General features: G+C 66.9%; 22 protein-coding genes. 16 read left to right on the top strand and 6 right to left on the bottom strand.

Annotation, left to right across the window (positions count from 1 at the left end; all coding sequences use genetic code 11):
* The first annotated feature begins 27 nt into the window (after positions 1-27).
* Positions 28-1,584, top strand: a complete 1,557-nt coding sequence (locus ACW17Y_RS02975; RefSeq protein ID WP_492038231.1) for a carboxylesterase/lipase family protein — start codon at positions 28-30, stop codon at positions 1,582-1,584.
* Positions 1,584-2,261, top strand: a complete 678-nt coding sequence (locus ACW17Y_RS02970; protein WP_492037299.1) for a DUF1345 domain-containing protein — start codon at positions 1,584-1,586, stop codon at positions 2,259-2,261. The genes ACW17Y_RS02975 and ACW17Y_RS02970 overlap by 1 nt, the downstream gene beginning before the upstream one ends.
* Before the next feature lie 26 nt (positions 2,262-2,287).
* Here the strand turns inward: ACW17Y_RS02970 and ACW17Y_RS02965 are convergent, their stop codons facing one another.
* Positions 2,288-3,661: a M28 family metallopeptidase gene (locus ACW17Y_RS02965; protein ID WP_492037298.1), complete on the bottom strand. Its 1,374-nt coding sequence runs from the start codon at positions 3,659-3,661 to the stop codon at positions 2,288-2,290.
* A gap of 98 nt (positions 3,662-3,759) precedes the next feature.
* On the opposite strand from ACW17Y_RS02965, the gene ACW17Y_RS02960 reads away from it, so the two are divergent.
* Genes ACW17Y_RS02960 through ACW17Y_RS02950 form a run of 3 tightly spaced genes read left to right on the top strand, consistent with a single transcriptional unit; the run spans position 3,760 to position 6,374 of the window.
* Complete coding sequence (locus ACW17Y_RS02960; protein ID WP_492037297.1) at positions 3,760-4,434, top strand: nitroreductase family protein; 675 nt, start codon at positions 3,760-3,762, stop codon at positions 4,432-4,434.
* 38 nt (positions 4,435-4,472) lie between these two features.
* Positions 4,473-5,519, top strand: coding sequence for a phospholipase C/P1 nuclease family protein (locus ACW17Y_RS02955; protein ID WP_492037296.1), 1,047 nt, complete (start codon positions 4,473-4,475; stop codon positions 5,517-5,519).
* Between the two features lie 48 nt (positions 5,520-5,567).
* On the top strand, positions 5,568-6,374 hold the full coding sequence (locus ACW17Y_RS02950) for an RNA methyltransferase (RefSeq protein WP_492037295.1): 807 nt from the start codon (positions 5,568-5,570) through the stop codon (positions 6,372-6,374).
* An 81-nt stretch (positions 6,375-6,455) separates the two neighbouring features.
* On the opposite strand, the gene ACW17Y_RS02945 is transcribed toward ACW17Y_RS02950, so the two are convergent.
* Positions 6,456-7,169: an NAD-dependent deacylase gene (locus ACW17Y_RS02945; protein WP_492037294.1), complete on the bottom strand. Its 714-nt coding sequence runs from the start codon at positions 7,167-7,169 to the stop codon at positions 6,456-6,458.
* Positions 7,170-7,401: 232 nt separating this feature from the next.
* Between ACW17Y_RS02945 and ACW17Y_RS02940 the strand changes: the two genes are divergently transcribed.
* The 9 genes from ACW17Y_RS02940 (at position 7,402) to ACW17Y_RS02900 (ending at position 13,721) form a co-directional block, all read left to right on the top strand.
* Positions 7,402-8,508, top strand: coding sequence for an S-(hydroxymethyl)glutathione dehydrogenase/class III alcohol dehydrogenase (locus ACW17Y_RS02940; protein ID WP_492037293.1), 1,107 nt, complete (start codon positions 7,402-7,404; stop codon positions 8,506-8,508).
* A 58-nt stretch (positions 8,509-8,566) separates the two neighbouring features.
* Positions 8,567-8,950: a VOC family protein gene (locus ACW17Y_RS02935; RefSeq protein ID WP_492037292.1), complete on the top strand. Its 384-nt coding sequence runs from the start codon at positions 8,567-8,569 to the stop codon at positions 8,948-8,950.
* A 40-nt stretch (positions 8,951-8,990) separates the two neighbouring features.
* Positions 8,991-9,218, top strand: coding sequence for a FitA-like ribbon-helix-helix domain-containing protein (locus tag ACW17Y_RS02930; RefSeq protein WP_492037291.1), 228 nt, complete (start codon positions 8,991-8,993; stop codon positions 9,216-9,218).
* On the top strand, positions 9,215-9,628 hold the full coding sequence (locus ACW17Y_RS02925) for a type II toxin-antitoxin system VapC family toxin (protein ID WP_492037290.1): 414 nt from the start codon (positions 9,215-9,217) through the stop codon (positions 9,626-9,628). The genes ACW17Y_RS02930 and ACW17Y_RS02925 overlap by 4 nt, the downstream gene beginning before the upstream one ends.
* Positions 9,625-10,470, top strand: coding sequence for an S-formylglutathione hydrolase (fghA, locus tag ACW17Y_RS02920; RefSeq protein ID WP_492037289.1), 846 nt, complete (start codon positions 9,625-9,627; stop codon positions 10,468-10,470). Before ACW17Y_RS02925 ends, fghA begins: the two co-directional genes overlap by 4 nt.
* Positions 10,467-11,369, top strand: coding sequence for a tellurite resistance TerB family protein (locus tag ACW17Y_RS02915; protein WP_492037288.1), 903 nt, complete (start codon positions 10,467-10,469; stop codon positions 11,367-11,369). The genes fghA and ACW17Y_RS02915 overlap by 4 nt, the downstream gene beginning before the upstream one ends.
* Before the next feature lies 1 nt (position 11,370).
* On the top strand, positions 11,371-11,631 hold the full coding sequence (locus ACW17Y_RS02910; RefSeq protein ID WP_492037287.1) for a hypothetical protein: 261 nt from the start codon (positions 11,371-11,373) through the stop codon (positions 11,629-11,631).
* A 432-nt stretch (positions 11,632-12,063) separates the two neighbouring features.
* The gene (locus tag ACW17Y_RS02905; protein ID WP_492037286.1) at positions 12,064-12,678 is read left to right on the top strand and encodes a superoxide dismutase; all 615 of its coding nucleotides are present in this window, start codon (positions 12,064-12,066) and stop codon (positions 12,676-12,678) included.
* Between the two features lie 116 nt (positions 12,679-12,794).
* Positions 12,795-13,721 carry an MBL fold metallo-hydrolase gene (locus tag ACW17Y_RS02900; RefSeq protein WP_492037285.1) on the top strand — a complete coding sequence of 309 codons (927 nt, stop codon included), beginning with the start codon at positions 12,795-12,797 and terminating at the stop codon, positions 13,719-13,721.
* Here ACW17Y_RS02900 and ACW17Y_RS02895 read toward each other — a convergent pair.
* Positions 13,718-14,869, bottom strand: coding sequence for a serine hydrolase domain-containing protein (locus ACW17Y_RS02895; RefSeq protein ID WP_492037284.1), 1,152 nt, complete (start codon positions 14,867-14,869; stop codon positions 13,718-13,720). The two genes, ACW17Y_RS02900 and ACW17Y_RS02895, sit on opposite strands and share 4 nt — an antisense overlap.
* A 203-nt stretch (positions 14,870-15,072) precedes the next feature.
* Between ACW17Y_RS02895 and rpsD the strand changes: the two genes are divergently transcribed.
* Both rpsD and ACW17Y_RS02885 read left to right on the top strand, forming a co-directional pair.
* Positions 15,073-15,690 carry a 30S ribosomal protein S4 gene (rpsD, locus tag ACW17Y_RS02890; protein WP_292152148.1) on the top strand — a complete coding sequence of 206 codons (618 nt, stop codon included), beginning with the start codon at positions 15,073-15,075 and terminating at the stop codon, positions 15,688-15,690.
* A gap of 138 nt (positions 15,691-15,828) precedes the next feature.
* Positions 15,829-16,218: a hypothetical protein gene (locus ACW17Y_RS02885; RefSeq protein WP_492037283.1), complete on the top strand. Its 390-nt coding sequence runs from the start codon at positions 15,829-15,831 to the stop codon at positions 16,216-16,218.
* On the opposite strand, the gene ACW17Y_RS02880 is transcribed toward ACW17Y_RS02885, so the two are convergent.
* The 3 genes from ACW17Y_RS02880 to ACW17Y_RS02870 form a co-directional block, all read right to left on the bottom strand.
* On the bottom strand, positions 16,215-16,514 hold the full coding sequence (locus tag ACW17Y_RS02880; RefSeq protein WP_492037282.1) for an ATP-binding protein: 300 nt from the start codon (positions 16,512-16,514) through the stop codon (positions 16,215-16,217). The genes ACW17Y_RS02885 and ACW17Y_RS02880 overlap by 4 nt on opposite strands.
* A 14-nt stretch (positions 16,515-16,528) precedes the next feature.
* Positions 16,529-17,284: a histidine kinase dimerization/phosphoacceptor domain -containing protein gene (locus ACW17Y_RS02875; protein WP_492037281.1), complete on the bottom strand. Its 756-nt coding sequence runs from the start codon at positions 17,282-17,284 to the stop codon at positions 16,529-16,531.
* Positions 17,285-17,490: 206 nt separating this feature from the next.
* Positions 17,491-17,916, bottom strand: a complete 426-nt coding sequence (locus tag ACW17Y_RS02870; RefSeq protein WP_492037280.1) for an acyl-CoA thioesterase — start codon at positions 17,914-17,916, stop codon at positions 17,491-17,493.

Below are 17,916 nucleotides of genomic sequence, written 5' to 3'. Positions count from 1 at the left end.
GCCTTCGCCGGGGTGCACGGTGAAGGGATGAACCGTCGTTCCCTTCTGGCCGCCGGTCTGATCCTGCCGACGCTCGCCCTCCCGGTCCGGGCCGAGACCCATCCCGTCGTCGCCACCACGAACGGCCCGGTGCGCGGCCAGACGGACGGCGGCGTCGCTGTGTTCAAGGGCCTGCGCTACGGCGCCGACACCGGCCCGCGCCGCTTCCAGCCGCCCGTCCGCCCCGCCGCCTGGACCGCTCCCGCAGAGGCCTTCGCCTACGGCCCCGCCAGCCCGCAGGGAGGGAATGAAGCCAGTCAGTCCGAGGACTGCCTGTTCCTCAACGTCTGGTCGCCCGGCCTCGATCGCGAGCGACGGCCGGTGATGGTCTATATCCACGGCGGGGCCTATTCGAACGGTTCCGGCTCCAGTCCGCTCTATGACGGGACCCGTCTGGCGAAGCGCAACGATGTGGTCGTGGTCACCCTGAACCACCGGCTGAACCTGTTCGGCTATGCCTTCCTTCAACGCATCGCCGGCGCCCCCTTCCTCGACAGTGGAAACGCCGGACAGCTGGACCTGCACCTCGCCCTGGAATGGGTGCGCGACAACATCGCCAGCTTCGGCGGCGATCCCGGCCGCGTCATGGTCTTCGGCCAGTCGGGCGGCGGGGCCAAGATCGCGACCATGATGGCGACGCCGGCCGCCGCCGGCCTGTTCCACCGCGCCGCAACCATGAGCGGCCAGCAGGTCACCGCTTCCGGCCCCTGGAACGCGACCCGCAGGGCAGAGGCCTGGCTCGATGCCCTGGGCCTGCCGAAAGAGCGCGCCGCCGAGGCCGCGACCCTGCCGGTCGAGGACTTGCTGAAGGCCTCCGAAGCGACCGACCCTGTCCTCGGTTTCGGCGGCCTCTACTGGGGTCCGGTGCTCGACAACCGCAGCCTGATGCGCCACCCCTTCTATCCGGACGCGCCCTCCCAATCGGCGCACATCCCGATGATCATCGGCAACACCCACGACGAGACCCGCGCCTTCCTCGGCAACGACCCGGCCAACTTCGCCCTGACCTGGGACGACCTGCCCGGCAAGTTGACGGGCCGCGAGTTCCGTATCGACGTCGCACCCGAGCCCGTCATCGCCGCCTATCGTCAGATGTATCCCGACTACTCTCCCTCCGACGTCTTCTTCGCGGCTACGACGGCCGCCCGCTCATGGCGCGGCGCGGTGATCGAGGCCGAGGCCCGCGCCGCAGCGGGAACCCCGGCCTGGGTCTATCAACTGGACTGGACCTCTCCGATTGATGGCGGCCGACGCGGCGCCATGCACACCGACGACATCCCGCTGGCCCTCGACAACGTCATGGCGACCGGCAGCCGCGCACAGGGACCCGAATCCCAGCCCATGGCCGACCGACTGTCGAAGGCCTTCGTCGCCCTGGCCCGCGACGGCGACCCCAACCACTCCGGCCTGCCGACCTGGACGCCCTATGATCTGACCCGCCGCCAGACGATGATCATGGACGCGCCGGCCCGGATGGAGGACGATCCGCGCGGCGCCGAACGCCGCCTGTTCGCCGCCATCCCCTACGTCCAGCCCGGAACCTGATGGCCACACCGCCCGCACCGCCCGCAGCCCGCCCGCCGTTCCGGGTTCTGAGGCTGCATGGCGTGCTGCTGGCCGGTATGGCGGGGGCGACCATGATCGCCTTGGCCGCCCCGACCGAGTGGCGCTGGAGCGTGCGGCTGGCGGCGGGATGGGATGCGGGCGTGGCCCTGTTCCTGATGCTGACCTTCATCAAGCTGGCCCGCACGCAATCCGTCGACGCCATCCGCGCCCGCGCCGCCGATCTGGACGAGGCGGGGGTCGCCGTCCTGCCGCTCAGCCTGCTGGCCGCCGCCGCCAGTATCGCGGTCGTGATTTCAGAAGCCGCCTCGGGGTCCGCAGGCATCGGCAAGGGCGTCGAGGCCCTGCTGACCCTCGGCACGGTCGCCGCCTCCTGGCTGTTCGTGCACGTCATCTTCGGCCTGCACTACGCACACCGCTTCTACGCGCCCGCGGGAAAGGGCGACCGTGGCGGCCTGCTGTTTCCCGGCGAGACCGATCCCGACTACTGGGACTTTCTGCACTTCTCCCTGATCATCGGCGTCGCCTCCCAGACCGCCGACGTGCAGATCGCCGACCGCGGAATCAGGCGTCTCTCGACGGTCCACAGTGTCACGGCCTTCGTGTTCAACACCGTGCTGGTGGCGCTGGCGGTGAACCTGGCGGTCAGTCTGATCTGAGCGCGTCCCCTATCTCGCGGGATCGCCTACTGCGCCGCCGGCCGTCCGCCCTCGGCCCACTCCGGCGTGAAGTCGCCGTCAGCCATCGCCTTCAACGGTTCGACCAGGGACTGGATCGCATTGGTCATGAAGGGGATGTCGAGGTTCTCGATCGTATCCTCGGCCGTATGATAGGTCGGGATGGTGGCCCAGCCGGAGATGGTGTGGGCGACGATGCCCTGAAGCGCGAGGGCGTAGTTGTCCGAACGCTGGAAGAAATTCTGTTCCGGATAGGGGTCCGGACCGATCAGGGCCCCGCGTTCCTTCAGAGCCGCGCCGAAGTTCGAACGCTCGAAGCCGGTCATCATCATCACCCCGGCCGGAAGCTGCGGATCCTGGTCGCCGATCATCTCGATCTCGAGGTTGGCGGCGATGTCGGTCAGGGGGATCGGCGGGTGCTGAACGAAGTAGCGCGAACCCAGCAGGCCGGCCTCTTCCGATCCATAGGCGACGAACATGATGCTGCGCTCATGCGGGCCGTTGACGGCCAGGGCGTTGGCCAGTTCGATCACCGCCACCGTGCCCGAGCCGTCGTCGTTGGCGCCGTACATGACGACCCCGTCCGAGCGCACGCCGATGTGGTCGAGGTGGGCCGAGATCATCAGGACGCCGGCCGAGGGTTCGGTCCCCTGCAGCCAGCCGATCGCGTTGGAGGTGAAGCCCTGTTCGACGGTGGACTGGCCGGGATCGTAGGCGGCCGTTCCGCCGGCGGCCGCGAGACGGTCATAAGCCTCCGGCGCCAGCACCAGAACGACAGGTCCGACGCGCGGCGTGGCGTCGGCCAGGCGGATGACCGGCTCGCGCGAACCACCGTTGCCGGTGGCGGCGGCCAGGGCCTCAGTCCGGCGCAGCAGGATCAGTTTCGCGCCGCTGCGCATGGCCGCGCCGAACAGGGCGCGCACGCCGGGCCCCTCGGCCGGGGCGATCATCAGGGTCTCGCTGCCGGACGGGAGGGCGGCCGGATCGGTCGCCACCGTCACGGCGCCGGAGGCCGCGTTCAGCCCGCCCGTCAGAATGCCGAAATCGGGGCCCTGGGTCAGGGTGGTTCCGCCGAGGGTCACGGTCGCGGCGCCCGACGGCGTGGTCTTCACGACCGGAGCGCGCTGGACGTAGCCGGTCATGCCCGGAGCCGGGGTCAGGCCCGCGAGACGGAACTGGGCGGTGACATAGGCGGCGGCGATGGCTTCGTCGCGCGTGGCGCTGCCCCGGCCCTGCAGTTCCTCCCCGGCCAGGAAGCCGATATGGGCGGCGACCGAGTTCTGGTCGATCACCGGCGCCTGCTGCGCGAGTGCGGGCGCGGCAAGGAGCGCGAACAGGGAGACGGCGGCGAGGGACATTCCCTTGAAAGGCAGGCGCTTCATGATCGGCTCCGACAGGACAGGAAAGTAGGGGTAGGGGCCAACGGGAGGGATCGTCAATGATGTGGAGTGGATCGAAGCTCTGCCTTATGATCGTATCCATGAAAGATCATCCCGCGACCCCGCTGGCCGGCTATGGGCCTATCGACGACGAAGAGAGCCTGTCGGGCGTGACGGCCTTTCTGGCCCGGATGGCCGGGCGGCGCACAGTCCGGGAGTTCTCCGACCGGCCGGTGGCGAGGGCCGTCGTCGAGCAGGCGCTGCTGGCCGCCGGCTCGGCGCCGTCCGGAGCCAATCACCAGCCCTGGTTCTTCTCGGTGATCGAGAGCCCCGGGGTCCGGACCCGGATCAGAGCCGCCGCCGAGGCGGAGGAGTTGGAGTTCTATACGAACAAGGCCCCACAGGAATGGCTGGACGCCCTGGCTCCGCTGGGAACCGATCCCGACAAGTCTTTCCTGGAGGTCGCGCCGGTCCTGATCGCCGTCTTCGGCCAGAAGCGCGGCGGCCCCCGGCAAGGCGACCAGAAGAAGAACTACTACGTCCCCGAGAGTGTCGGCATCGCCACCGGCCTGCTGATCGCGGCCCTGCATCACGCGGGTCTGGCGACCCTGACCCACACCCCGGCGCCGATGAGCTTCCTCAGCGAAATCTGCGGCCGGCCGGGTGAGGAGAAGCCCTTCCTTCTGCTCGTGGCCGGCCATCCGGCGGAAGACGCGACCGTGCCGCTCGCGGCGCTGGAGAAGAAGCCGCTGGACGCCATCGCGGCGTGGATCTAACGGCGGACGGTCCACACGGGCCTGAAAGCAGAGACGTCATGAAGCGCATCGCCCTCGTCGCCGTCGCGGCCCTGATCGTCGGAACGGGGGGCGCGATCACAGCCACCCGGGTCGACGCTTGGGGCGCAACCGGCCACCGCACCATCGGCGTCGCCGCCATGCGCGGCCTGTCCGACGAACTGCCGGCCTTCCTGCGCAACCCGGGCGCCGTCGCCGAGGTCGGCGAACTCTCGCGCGAGCCCGACCGCACCAAGGGCGCCGGCCAGCCGCACGACCGCGAGCGCGACACGGCTCACTTCGTCGACCTGGACGACAACGGCCACGTCATGAATGAGCGCGGCCCGACCCTGTCGGAACTGCCCCAGTTGAAGAGCGAATACGACGCCCAGCTTCTGACGGCTGGAATCGAGGTCAACGACGCGGGCTACCTGCCCTACGCCATCATGGACGGCTACCAGCAGCTGGCCCGTGACTTCGCCACCTGGCGCGTCCTGAACGCGGCCGAGGCCCGCGAGCTCGATCCCGGCAAGCGCGCCTGGTACCGCGAGGACCGGCAGCGTCGCGAGGCCCTGATCCTGCGCGATATCGGCTATCTGTCCCATTACGTCGGCGACGGCTCCCAGCCGCACCATATGTCGATCCACTACAACGGCTGGGGCGACTATCCGAACCCGGAGGGCTTCACCAACGCGCGCAGCACCCACGGCGCGTTCGAGGGCGGCTTCATCCGTCGCAACACGCGGCTGGACGCGGTCGAGGCGGTCATGCCGGCGCCGAACCTCGACGGCTTCGACCTGCGCACCCGTATGGCGACCTATCTGAACGCGACCCTGGCCGAGGTCATTCCCTTCTACCGGCTTGAGAAGACCGGCGCCTTCGCGGCCGACGCCGAAGCGCCCGTGCTGACGCCCGGCGCAGAGTTCGCCACGGCGCGGCTGGCGGCGGGCGCGGCCGAGCTGCGCGACCTGATCACCCTGGCCTGGCGCGATGCAGGGACCCAGTCGATCGGCTGGCCGGCGGTCAAGGTGGCCGAGGTCGAGGCCGGAACAGCCGACCCGTGGCTGGCCATGATCGGCGAGGACTAGGCATCCAGAACCCTTCTCCCCTTGCGGGAGAAGGGATACTCAGGCGCGATGAGCGTCTTCACTCCCCCCGTTGTCATCCTGGATCGGTCGCAGATGGCCGAGAACATCGGCGCCGTGGCGCGGGTGATGGCGAACTTCGGACTGGACCGGTTGCGGCTGGTCAGCCCCCGCGACGGCTGGCCCCAGGAGCGAGCCTGGGCGATGGCCTCGGGCGCCGACTGGGTGCTGGACGGGGTCGAGGTGTTCGACAGCGTCGCCGCCGCCATCGCCGACCTGAACACCGTCTTCGCCACCACGGCCCGCCCGCGCGAGACCCGCCAGCCGGTGCGCACCCCGCGCGAGTCCGCCCGCGTCCTTTATGACGACACCGCCTCGGGCCTGAAGACCGGCCTGTTGTTCGGCGCCGAACGGGCCGGTCTGGAGACGACCGACATCGCCCTGTGCCAGGGAATCACGACAATCCCCATCGACCCCCGCCACCAGAGCCTGAACCTGGCCCAGGCTGTGGCGATCAACGCCTATGAGTGGCGCACCCTCGTCCTCGACGCCCCGCCGCCCAACTTCCGCGAGGCCGAGCCGCCCGCGTCCGGCGAACTCCAGCTCGGCATGTACGAGCATCTGGAGCGCGAGCTGGACGCCGCCGGCTTCTTCCATCCGCCGGAGAAGTTCCGCTCCATGAGCCAGAACCTGCGCGTCATGCTGGGCCGCAGTGGCTTCACCGAGCAGGAAGTCGCCACCTTCCGCGGCGTGATCACCGCCCTGTCGAAGGGCCGCGGCCGGGTGCTCGAACGGCTGGCGCGAGAGCAATCCTCCCCCACCGGGGGAGGGGGACCGCGAAGCGGTGGAGGGGGCTAACCCCGGACGCCGAGTTCGCGGCTGACCCCCTCCGTCACGTCGCGAAGGCGCGCCGCGCCACCTCCCCCGATGGGGGAGGACTTATTGAAGCGCGTTGAAGAACCCCGGCACGGTCTCCGTCGCGGGTCCGTATACGCCTTCGTCGAACAGGCCCGCCCCAAGGCTGGGCTCAAGGTTGATCTCCACCGTCCGCGCCCCGGCCCTGCGCGCCAGATCCACGAACCCCGCCGCCGGGTAGACCGCGCCCGAGGTGCCGATGGAGACGAACAGGTCGCAGGCCGACAGCGCCCTTTCGATCCGGTCCATGTGCAAGGGCATCTCGCCGAACCAGACGATGTGCGGCCGCATCCGTCCTTCGGGGTGATCGGGCGAGGGCTCGTCCACGGCCATGTCGCCGGGCCAGTCCGAGACGACGCCGGACCGGGTGCAGCGTCCCTTCAGCAGTTCGCCATGCATATGGATCAGCTCGAACCCCAACCCCGGCATTAACTCCGCCAGCGCCCGGTCGTGCAGGTCATCGACGTTCTGGGTCACCAGCAGGAAGTCGCCCTCCCACCGCGCGGCGAGCTCGGCCAGAGCGCGATGCGCCCCGTTCGGCTGGACCGTCGAAAGGGCCGCTCGACGCAGGTTGTAGAACCGCTGGACCAGTTCGGGGTCGCGCGCGAAGGCCCCGGGCGTCGCCACGTCCTCGAACCGATGGCCTTCCCACAGGCCGTCTGCGCCGCGAAACGTCGGCACGCCGCTCTCGGCCGAGACGCCGGCGCCGGTCAGAACGACGAGGTTGCGATGGGTCATGCGGTCGTCATCGCCGCAAATGGTGACGGTTTCCAGCGCAGGCTGTCTTCTTTCCTTCTCCCCCTGCGGGAGAAGGCGGCCAAGCGGAGAGAGGGCGGACGAGGGGTCGCGCAGACCTTTGAGTTCGGGTCTTGAATCCGTTCGTCGCCGGTGTAACCCCTCATCCGTCAGGCTTCGCCTGCCACCTTCTCCCACAAGGGGAGAAGGAAGACGCGAGACAAGGACCTCCCCCATGAAAACCCGCGCCGCCGTCGCCTTCGAGGCCAAACGTCCGCTGGAGATCGTCGAGGTCGATCTGGAGGGTCCGCGCGCCGGAGAGGTGCTGATCGAGATCAAGGCGACCGGCATCTGCCACACCGACGCCTACACGCTGGACGGTCTGGACTCCGAGGGCATCTTCCCGAGCATCCTCGGCCACGAGGGCGCGGGCGTTGTGGTCGAGGTCGGGCCCGGTGTGACCTCGGTCGCCGTCGGCGACCACGTCATCCCGCTCTACACGCCCGAATGCCGCCAGTGTAAGTCGTGCCTGTCGCGCAAGACCAACCTGTGCACGGCCATCCGCTCGACCCAGGGCAAGGGCGTCATGCCCGACGGCACCTCGCGCTTCAGCTACAAGGGCCAGGCCATCGCCCACTATATGGGCTGTTCGACCTTCTCGAACTACACGGTCCTGCCCGAGATCGCGGTGGCGAAGATCCGCAAGGACGCCCCCTTCGACAAGGCCTGCTACGTCGGCTGCGGCGTGACGACGGGCGTCGGTGCCGTCGTGAACACAGCCAAGGTCGAGCCGGGCGCCAACGCCGTGGTCTTCGGCCTGGGCGGCATCGGGCTGAACGTCATCCAGGGCCTGAAGATGGTCGGCGCCGACATGATCATCGGCGTGGACATCAACGACACCAAGGAAGAATGGGGCCGCCGCTTCGGCATGACCCATTTCGTGAACCCGAAAAACGTCTCCGACGTCGTCGCCCATCTGGTCGAGCTGACCGGCGGCGGGGCCGACTATACGTTCGACTGCACCGGCAACACCGTGGTCATGCGACAGGCGCTCGAGGCCTGCCATCGCGGCTGGGGCGAGAGCATCGTCATCGGCGTGGCCGAGGCCGGCAAGGAGATCTCCACCCGCCCGTTCCAGCTTGTCACCGGCCGCGTCTGGCGCGGCTCGGCCTTCGGCGGCGCGCGGGGCCGGACCGACACGCCCCAGATCGTCGAATGGTACATGGACGGCAAGATCGAGATCGACCCGATGATCACGCATACGCTGCCGCTGGAGCGGATCAACGAGGCCTTTGACCTGATGCATGCGGGCGAGAGCATCCGTTCGGTGGTGGTGTTCTAGAGCTTGCGTCATCGAGATAGTTGTTAAAAAAACTATCCCTAACTGAGGGAGGGAATCAATGTTCACCCACATGACCGTCGGCGCGAACGACATCGAGGCGTCGCGGAAATTCTATGATGCGGCGCTCGGCGCGCTCGGCATTCCGGCATCCAGCGGCCCGGATCCGAAGGGTCGCTACTGGTGGCGCACGGATCGGGGCGCCTTCGCCATCGGCAAGCCGATCGACGGCGAGCCCGCCTGTCATGCCAACGGCGGCACCATCGGCTTCGCCGCCCGGGACGCGGACGCGGTGAAGGCCTTCCACGACGCCGGGGTCGCCGCGGGCGGCACGTCGATCGAAGACCCGCCCGGTGAGCGCGTCGGCGCGTTCGGCACCCTGAACCTGGCCTATCTGCGCGATCCGTCAGGCAACAAGATCTGCGCCCTGCACCGCGTGGGGTGATCGGCTTGAAGCGAATGCTAGCTTTGTGCTAGCATTCGCCATGGCTCAGGTTCTCGTCCGCGATCTTGATGATCATGTTGTGCAGCGTCTGAAGGCTATGGCGCGCCGCGAAAACATCTCGCTGGAGCAGAAATTCCGCGATTTGGCCGCGCGTGAGGTTCGACTGGCCGAGGAACGTTTCGAAGCTGCGGTTGCGCGGATCGGTGAACAGACCCGCGGCGCCGGACTGGATATCAACGCGATGATCCGCGAAGACCGCGATCGGTGACCCTTGCCGTCGTCGATGCCAGCATTGTAGTGCGCTGGTACGTCACTGACGACCCGCTTCACGCCAAGGCGCTCGAGGTCAAACGCCTGTACGAAGCCATCGCGCCGACCCTGCTTCTGGCCGAGGTCGCGAACGCGATGTGGAAGTACGTCAGGATCGGCCGGATGCAGATCGAAGACGCTTGCGAGAGCGTGGCGGTGCTTCCCGACCTTCTGACGCTGACCGATGACCGACTGCTCGTCGGCGCGGCTCAGCGTCTCAGCGCCGAGATCAATCATCCGGTCTATGACTGCCTGTATATGGCACTGGCGCGCCGAGAGGCCTCGATGCTGGTCACCGCCGACAAGCGTTTGGCGGACAAGGCCCGCGCGCTGGGCTTGCCGGTTCAGAGTATTGAGAACAGCGCATGACCTTCACCACCACCAAGACCCACGCCGTCCACGGCGGGACGCTGAGCTACCTCCGGCACGACAGCAGTTCGACCGGCACCCCGATGACCCTGTCGGTGTTCGTTCCGCCGGGCGAGGGACCGTTCCCTGTGCTGATCTGGCTTTCGGGCCTGACCTGCACCGAGGACAATTTCACCACCAAGGCCGGCGCCTACGCCGCAGCGGCGGAGCATGGCGTCATCATCGTCGCCCCCGACACTTCGCCGCGCGGCGACGGCGTGGCCGACGATCCCGCCTATGATCTCGGTCAGGGCGCGGGCTTCTATGTCGATGCGACTGAGGCGCCCTGGGCGCCCCATTTCCGCATGGAGACCTATGTCGCCGCCGAGCTGATCGCCCTGATCGACGCGGAGTTTCCGACGACGAAGACCCGCTCGGTCAGCGGCCATTCGATGGGCGGCCACGGCGCCTTGACCCTGGCGCTGCGTCACCCGGCGCTGTTCCGCTCGGTCTCGGCCTTTGCGCCGATCGCCTCGCCGACGCGCTGCCCCTGGGGCGAGAAGGCCTTCGCCGCCTATCTGGGCGACGACCGCGCCGGGTGGGCGAAACACGATGCGGCCCTGCTGATCGAGGCCGGCGCCGCCCGCGGCCATTTCGATGACATCCTGATCGATCAGGGTGATGCGGATTCGTTCCTCGCCGAGCAACTGAAGCCCGAACTGCTGGTCGCTGCGGGCGAGGCGACGGGACAGACGATCACCCTGCGGATGCAGCCCGGCTACGACCACTCCTATTTCTTCATGGCCAGCTTCATCGCCGACCATGTCGCCTTCCATGCGGAAAGACTGAAGGAACTGACGTGACCCGAAACGCCGAGGCGGCCGAAGCACCTGACCTAGTCGATGTGCCCGTGGTCGTCGCCGATCCCCTGCGCTTCAAACGGCAACTGAGAATGGGGGAAGACACCTATAAACTGATGCGCGCGCGAAAGCGCCTTCAGGAGATGTGGGATGTCGGCGGGATGGTGAGCACGGGCGCCGGGATCGCTGCCTCCAAGGTCGTCGCCACCACATTCTTTGCTTCGACGGGCGGCGCTCTGTCGTTCCTTGGTATCGGTGCCGCTGCGGCCACGCCAATCGGTTGGGTAGTAGCGGCGGGGGCAGCTTCCGGCGGGCTCTACTACGGCCTGACCCGCTGGGTGGCGCAGAAGTCGCGAGTTGATGTGATCCCGCATTTCATCAATACGCCACTGGATCTTCTGGCTATGGGTCTGCTTGACCTGATCGGAGCCTTGGCTCTGGCCGTGGCGAAGATCGATGGTCGCGTGACCCAGAAAGAGCGCTGGCTCATTTCGCAGCATCTGGTCGATGACTGGGGGTATCATCCAACCTATGTGGGTCATGCCCTTACTGCCTTGGAGCCGCTGGCCGGTCAGTCGGCGATCAAGGAGATTGCGCGGTCTCTGGCTCAGTTTCAGGCGACGAATCCCGACTGCAACGCGGAACTGATGCAGCGGGAGATCCTGGTGTTCCTCGAAGCGGTCATTGCTGTGGACGGCAAGCTCGACGAACGGGAGCGGCTAGCGGTCGATGCCATTGCTGCGACGTTCAATGATGAACGGCGGTTGACCTTGGAGAAGCTGGGAAAGTCCGTGAGTGAGGCGGCAGGCGGTGCCCAGAAGGCCATGCGGGACGCGGTCGGGGCCGCCATTGCGCGTGTACGCCCTGCCAAGAATGCTAATGAAGATGCGAACGGCGCCTGACATGCTGTTTCGACAAGCCCCCGGGAACGAAATGAACGCCAACACCTACGATGACCTGTTCGCCGCCCTGTGCAACGAACTCGGGCATTGCCTGCACGACAAGGGGCAGAAGAAGGTCATCGCCGCCCTCCCCTCGGGCCTTGATGCGGCGGTGAAGGTGGTGCTGGAGGCCGACGGCGTCGACTTCCTGAATGCGCCGGGAAGTCTGAAGCGGGCGGTGCGGGACTGTCTGAAGGCGAACCTGCCCGCCGACACGGTCTAGGCGCTCGCCAACGGGCCAACGGTCATGGTGAATTGGCGGTTCGGGTAGAGGCGAAGGGCCAGCCGTTCCGCAGGCTGCGTCGGACGGTCTGCGTCTGTTGCGGACTGAATTTCAGTATCTGCTGCCGGATCGCGGGGCTTCTTGTCGAAAACTGCAAGAACGGCCGCAGCGCGGGTGATGAATTTGACGCCTCTGGTGGACATCGGGGCGAGTTTTCGTTCCTCGTTCTCTTTCGAGATAGAATGAAAGATGGGATTTCCTTCCCGGTATATTTCCCGTTCAGAAGTACAACGGACCGGAAATACCGATGTTCCATCTTTTGTTTCCGGCTGCGTACATTGCCGCGCGGATTTCGATCCCTGAAGCCATTGGCTGCGGACACAGGGCGCCTACATGCGCGTTACCGATTCATCGACCACAAGGAGCCTCCCCATGGCCTTCACCCTTCCGCCCCTGCCCTACGCCTATGACGCGCTGGAGCCCGCCATCGACTCCGAGACGATGACCTTCCACCACGACAAGCATCACCAGGCCTATGTCGACAATCTGAACAAGGCCGTCGACGCCGATGCGAGCCTGCAGGGCAAGTCGCTGGAAGATCTGTTCGCCTCGATCTCGATCGCGCCCAAGGCCGTGCGCAACAACGGCGGCGGTCACTGGAACCACGCCCTGTTCTGGGAACTTCTGGCCCCCGTCGGTCAGGGCGGCGAACCCTCGGCCGAGCTGGCCGCCGCAATCGATCGCGACCTCGGCGGGCTCGACAAGTTCAAGGAAGACTTCAACGCCGCCGGCGCCGGCCAGTTCGGCTCGGGCTGGGCCTGGCTGATCGTCCAGGATGGTAAACTCAAGGTCACGTCCACGCCGAACCAGGACAACCCCCTGATGGACGTCGCCGAACAGAAGGGCGCCGTCGTCCTGGGCGCCGACGTCTGGGAACACGCCTACTATCTGAAGTACCAGAACCGCCGTCCCGAATACCTCAAGGCCTTCTGGACAGTGGTGAACTGGAACAAGGCGAACGAACTCTTCGCGGCCGCCACGGCCTGATCGAGGCCGATCTGCAACAGGCGGCGGATCGTGAACGAGCTTCACGGTTCGCCGTCTGGCGTCCTGTCCTCTTCGACCTATCTGAACAGGGCCGTTCGTTCTCCCCAAGGGATGCCATGACCACCCAGTTCAAGCTCGCCGCCGCCCTGATCCTGTCCGGCCTGATCGTGGCCGGATGCCAGAAGCCAGCCGAAAAGACCGATGCGCCCGCCGCTCCGGCCGCCCGGCCGGTGGCCAGCACGGACGTCTATCCCTTCACGATCGGCGAACTTCAGGCGGTCGCGCTGAAGGACGGCGATCTGGCCCTGGACAACGCGACCGGCTCCAGCCCCTGGGCGGACACAGCCGGGGTCGCCGAAGCATTGCGACCCTCGGGCGATGCGAAAATCCATCTGTCCATCCAGCCCCTGCTGGTCCGGGGCGACGACAAGGTGGTGCTGATCGACACCGGAGCGGGCGGCCAGATGGGCACCGCCAACCGCCTGCCCGCTTCGCTGGCCGCCGCCGGAGTCCAGCCGGCGCAGGTGACCGACATCCTGATCTCACACGGCCACGGCGATCACGTCGGCGGCCTGGTTTCGAACGGGGTCCTGACCTTCCCCAATGCCACGATCCGAATGAGCGCCGCTGAATGGACCGCGTTGCAAGCCGACGCCGAACTGGCCGCCCTGATCCCCATCATCACGCCCAGGGTCGAGGCCTTCGAACCCGGCGCCCAGGTGACGCCGTCGATCACGGCCGTCGCCCTGCAGGGCCATACGCCGGGCCATACAGGCTATGAGATCGTCTCCGGTCAGGACCGGCTGCTCTATCTCGGCGACGCCCTCCACAGTTCGATCATCTCGGTCGAGCGTCCGGAGTATGTGAACCAGTGGGACTTCGATTCCGACGCGGCCATCGCGACGCGGCTGGCCGTTCTGGGGCGCGGGGCCACTCAATCCTTGCGGACCTATGGCGTCCACTTCCCCTTCCCGGGCCTGGGCACCTTCCGTCGTCAGGCGGATGGCTTCGTCTGGGTCCCGGAAACGCCCGCCCAGCCCTAGTTCGTCCCGTATTCCCATTCGTAAGGCACGCCAGTTTCGCCCAGCACGACACGGACCAGCGCGGCGAAGCCCGGTTCTGACCGGACGTCATTGGACAGGATCACCACGCAACGCTGGCCGCGCTCGATGCAGACCATGGTGTTGCCGGTCGAGTCGTTGTGGCCGCCTTTGAAGAAGCCCGGTCCCTGAGGGCCAGAGAAGGTCACGACGCTCAACCCCGCCTGAAGGTCGGGACGGCGCGCCTCGGACGGCAGGTCGGGAAGGAGGGTCGGGAACTGCTGCCGGGTGGTGATCGGTAACTGGGGACGCAGCATCTCGGCGCGTGCGGCAGGACTGAGGCCGTCGCCGCGCATCAGGGCGGCGGCGAACAGGGCCATGTCGCGAATGGTGGTGTCCATCGAGCCGGCGGCGCGCACCGTGCCTCGCTCGTCGTGCGGCTCGACGGAGCCGTCGATCATCCAGCCATCGGCCAGGTTGGCGGCGAAGTCGGGCCGCCACATCATGCTGGTGTTCGTCATGCCCAGGGGCGTGAAGACGCCGTCCTGTATGTCCCGGCCGAGATCCCGACCGAGGCCCTGTTCCAACAGGAACTGCAGCAAGATCAGGCCGTCGCCGGAGTAGGCGTAGCGAGAGCCGGGGTCGAAGTGGATGCGGAGCTTCTGGTCGGGTTCCAACCAGCCGAAGTTCGCGAAGCCGGTTGAATGGGTCAGGGCGATCCGGGGCGTGATGATCCGCCAGCGCGCGTCTTCGGCGAGGCCGCGCCAGTCCGAGTACCGATCCGCCAGATCCTCGTCATACATCGACGGCAGGTCGGGCAGGGTCGCGGCCAGCGGTCGGTCCAGATCGACGACGCCCTCATCCACCCTCTGCATCACCGACCAGGCGAACACCGTCTTGGTCAGGGAGGCCCCGTACATGATGGTGTCTGTGGTGAGAGGGTCGCCGGCCTCGTTCCTCTGGCCATAGGCCTTCACATACGCGACCTGTCCGCTGTCGATTACCGCCAGCGCCAGGCCGCGCGAGCCGGTCCGGGACATCAGCTGGGCGACGGCGGCGTCGATCTCGGGTCCGGCGGTCGTCTGGGCGACAGCGGGGGCGGCACACAGGCCGAGGGCGGCAGCGAGGACGGCGAACAGTCTGGACGTCATTTGTCGGGCTCCCGTTGGAAGACCGGCGTAACACGAGGCCTCGCGGACGTTGACTTAAGCTTTGTCCATGGGCATAAGCCGCCCCTTCACGCGCCTGACCCCGGTCCGGCGCGCGAATTGACTACGGACGATGCGTGGACCGCCGTTGAGATCGTCCCTCCATTCGCGGAGGGGCCGGGCCGCATCATTTAAAAGAGAACAGAATGTCGAAGCGCCATAGCGCCAAGTATAAAATCGATCGGGCCATGGGTGAGAACCTGTGGGGCCGCGCCAAGTCGCCGGTCAACAAGCGTTCCTACGGTCCCGGCCAGCACGGCCAGCGCCGCAAGTCCAAGGTTTCCGACTTCGGCCTGCAACTGAAGGCCAAGCAGAAGCTCAAGGGCTACTACGCCAACCTGACCGAGAAGCAGTTCCGCAAGACCTATGACGAGGCTGCGCGCCGTAAGGGCAACACCTCGGAAATCCTGATCGGCCTGCTGGAAGCCCGTCTGGACGCCACGGTCTATCGCGCCAAGTTCGTGCCGACCCCCTGGGCCGCCCGTCAGTTCGTCAACCACGGCCACGTCACCGTCAACGGCAAGAAGGTGAACATCGCTTCGTATCGCCTGCGCGTCGGCGACGTCGTCGAGGTCAAGGAAAAGTCCCGCAACATGGCTCTGGTGCTCGAAGCCCAGCAGTCCGGCGAGCGCGACATCCCCGACTACCTGGAACTGGGCGACCGTGGTTTCTCGGTCCGCTTCGTCCGCTTCCCCGAACTGGCCGACGTGCCGTTCGCGGTGAAGATGGAGCCGAACCTGGTCGTCGAATACTACTCGTCCTGATCGTTTTCCGATCCGGACTGGAAAGGCCCCGGAGCAATCCGGGGCCTTTTCTGTTTCATGATCGCGCCGTCCGCGAAATCACGTGCGAAAAAGCCCGAATTGAGCGATCATGACTCTGTTGAACAGGATTACAGGGACATGGGGTCCATCCGCACGCTCGTTCTGATCGCGGCCGCCGCGCTGGCGACGTCCGGCTGCGCCCTGTTTCAGCGGGGCGAGACCACGCGCACAGCCGCCATGCCGGGCCAGCTGGAGCCCATCCACGCCGCCGCCATCACCCGTGACCTGGCCGTGTTCTGGGTCAGCTCAAACGGCTGCACCGACAAGTCGGACCTGCGGCCGATCGTGGACCACATGGGCGCCGACTCCACCATCACCCTGCGCCGGATCGAACAGGACGAGTGCGAGACCCCGATCGCCGACGGCGTCGAGCTCATATGGTCGTTCGAGGAACTGGGCCTGACGCCCGGCTCGCGGGTGTCGATCAACAACCCCTACCAGCTGCCGTCGACCATCCCGACGACCTAATTCGCGCTGCCGCTCGCGCTGAGGGAGGGGTTTTCGACGGCCGCGAGCTGGCTGTGGATCACCGAGATGACGACGCCGTGACCCGGGCTTTCCACCTGGATGCGGGCTTGAAGCTGCTTGGCCAGGGCCTCGACAATGCTGGTGCCCAGGCCCGGCGTCGCGCTCGCCGCATCCTTGGGCATGCCCACGCCATCGTCCCGAACCGTCAGGGTCCAGTTGAGACCATGGCTTGCGTACCCCACCACGATCTTGCCGGAGCGGCCGCCGGGGAAGGCGTGCTTCAGGGCGTTGATCACCAGTTCGGTGACGATCAGACCCAGGCTGACCGAAACATCTGCACTGGTTGAGCTGTCATCGACCTCGACCTCAGCGACAGGCGCGTGGGATCTTGGATCATCGACGCGCCGATGCTCTTGCACAGCTGGGTGAAATAGGGGGCCAGTTCGACTTCGCCGAGGCGGGATGTGGCCAGCTGTTGCTGCAGGGCGGCGACCGACATGACGCGGCTGTGCGCGTCTTTCAGATGGACGCGGGTCTCGTCGGAGTTCGTCTTCTTGGCGCTCTGAAGGATGACGCTGGCGATGATCTGCAGACTGTTGGCGACCCGGTGCTGCAGTTCCTGCAGCAGGATGGCCTTCTCGCGCAGCAGGTCATCCTTCTGCTTTTCGCCTTCACGCGCGGCCGTCACATCTTCGACGGTCAGAAGAAGTCGGACGGGCTCTTCGGACGACAGGACCAGCCGTTGGGCGTTGATGACCAGCTTGCGCACGCCCTGGCGCGGGCCCTTCATGTCCATTTCATAGGCGTCGATGGCGGCGTCGCCGGCGGCGGTGGCTTCCAGCAGAACGCGCAGTTGGGGCTTGTTCCACTCGCCGGTTCCGATCTCGCCGAGGAACCGACCCACGACCCGGTCCTGATCGACATCGAACACGCGACAGAATGAAGTGCTGGCCGCGATGACCTTCAGCGTCTGATCCAGAAGAAGAAGCGGCGCCGTGGAGGATCCCACCACGGCAAGCGCGAGGCTGAGCGGACCGTCGGGATGCAGAGGCGGGTGGGCAGCCATGGCTGACCTTCAGGTGATCCGGAGGCTCGCGATGCGAAAGCCATACCCGGCCGAGTTTTCCGGAGAGCGCGAGGGGCCGATTTTCTGAAGCCGTCTCAACGTATTACGGAACTTCTACACGGAAGACCCGTTTCGCGCGACCCAAAAGCCGGGTTCCCGGAACTTGCCCCTCATCCCGAGCAAACTTCGGGCGGTACTGCACGGCGTCAGCGTCGCTCGAAGGTCGGCAGCATGTCCGCCGGGATCCGCGTCGGCCGCATCGTGACCGCATCGACGAGGCACCATTCCGAAACGCCCTGGGCGCACAGCCGGCCCTGGCCGTCCTCGATGCGGACATAGCGGGCGAAGCGCGGGCCCTGCGGATCCCCGACCCAGGTGCGGGCCACGGCCGTGTCGTCGGGCATCAGGGCGCGCAGGTAGTCGATCTCGTGACGCAGGGCGACCCAGGACCATTTCGCGCGCGTCGCCTCGTCGAAGCGGGCGTTCCAGTGGGACGTGCCGGCGTCCTGCAGCCAGCCGACATAGACGACGTTGTTGACGTGGCCGTTGGCGTCGATGTGCTCGGGGCGGATCTCCAGCGGCACCTCGAAGACCTCGCGGTCCTCGCGCGGCGTCAGGGCCTGGCGGGCCAA

It is taken from the genome of Brevundimonas sp. AVps7 (genome assembly GCF_058681545.1).
Note: the sequence above shows the minus strand (reverse complement) of the source record. Positions and strands in the feature narration are given on the sequence as shown.

Coding starts and splice junctions, on each gene's coding strand:
- ACW17Y_RS02975 (WP_492038231.1), top strand. CDS start 28: ATGAACCGTCGTTCCCTTCTGGCCGCCGGTCTGATCCTGCCGACGCTC.
- ACW17Y_RS02970 (WP_492037299.1), top strand. CDS start 1,584: ATGGCCACACCGCCCGCACCGCCCGCAGCCCGCCCGCCGTTCCGGGTT.
- ACW17Y_RS02965 (WP_492037298.1), bottom strand. CDS start 3,661: ATGAAGCGCCTGCCTTTCAAGGGAATGTCCCTCGCCGCCGTCTCCCTG.
- ACW17Y_RS02960 (WP_492037297.1), top strand. CDS start 3,760: ATGAAAGATCATCCCGCGACCCCGCTGGCCGGCTATGGGCCTATCGAC.
- ACW17Y_RS02955 (WP_492037296.1), top strand. CDS start 4,473: ATGAAGCGCATCGCCCTCGTCGCCGTCGCGGCCCTGATCGTCGGAACG.
- ACW17Y_RS02950 (WP_492037295.1), top strand. CDS start 5,568: ATGAGCGTCTTCACTCCCCCCGTTGTCATCCTGGATCGGTCGCAGATG.
- ACW17Y_RS02945 (WP_492037294.1), bottom strand. CDS start 7,169: ATGACCCATCGCAACCTCGTCGTTCTGACCGGCGCCGGCGTCTCGGCC.
- ACW17Y_RS02940 (WP_492037293.1), top strand. CDS start 7,402: ATGAAAACCCGCGCCGCCGTCGCCTTCGAGGCCAAACGTCCGCTGGAG.
- ACW17Y_RS02935 (WP_492037292.1), top strand. CDS start 8,567: ATGTTCACCCACATGACCGTCGGCGCGAACGACATCGAGGCGTCGCGG.
- ACW17Y_RS02930 (WP_492037291.1), top strand. CDS start 8,991: ATGGCTCAGGTTCTCGTCCGCGATCTTGATGATCATGTTGTGCAGCGT.
- fghA (WP_492037289.1), top strand. CDS start 9,625: ATGACCTTCACCACCACCAAGACCCACGCCGTCCACGGCGGGACGCTG.
- ACW17Y_RS02910 (WP_492037287.1), top strand. CDS start 11,371: ATGCTGTTTCGACAAGCCCCCGGGAACGAAATGAACGCCAACACCTAC.
- ACW17Y_RS02905 (WP_492037286.1), top strand. CDS start 12,064: ATGGCCTTCACCCTTCCGCCCCTGCCCTACGCCTATGACGCGCTGGAG.
- ACW17Y_RS02900 (WP_492037285.1), top strand. CDS start 12,795: ATGACCACCCAGTTCAAGCTCGCCGCCGCCCTGATCCTGTCCGGCCTG.
- ACW17Y_RS02895 (WP_492037284.1), bottom strand. CDS start 14,869: ATGACGTCCAGACTGTTCGCCGTCCTCGCTGCCGCCCTCGGCCTGTGT.
- rpsD (WP_292152148.1), top strand. CDS start 15,073: ATGTCGAAGCGCCATAGCGCCAAGTATAAAATCGATCGGGCCATGGGT.
- ACW17Y_RS02885 (WP_492037283.1), top strand. CDS start 15,829: ATGGGGTCCATCCGCACGCTCGTTCTGATCGCGGCCGCCGCGCTGGCG.
- ACW17Y_RS02875 (WP_492037281.1), bottom strand. CDS start 17,284: ATGGCTGCCCACCCGCCTCTGCATCCCGACGGTCCGCTCAGCCTCGCG.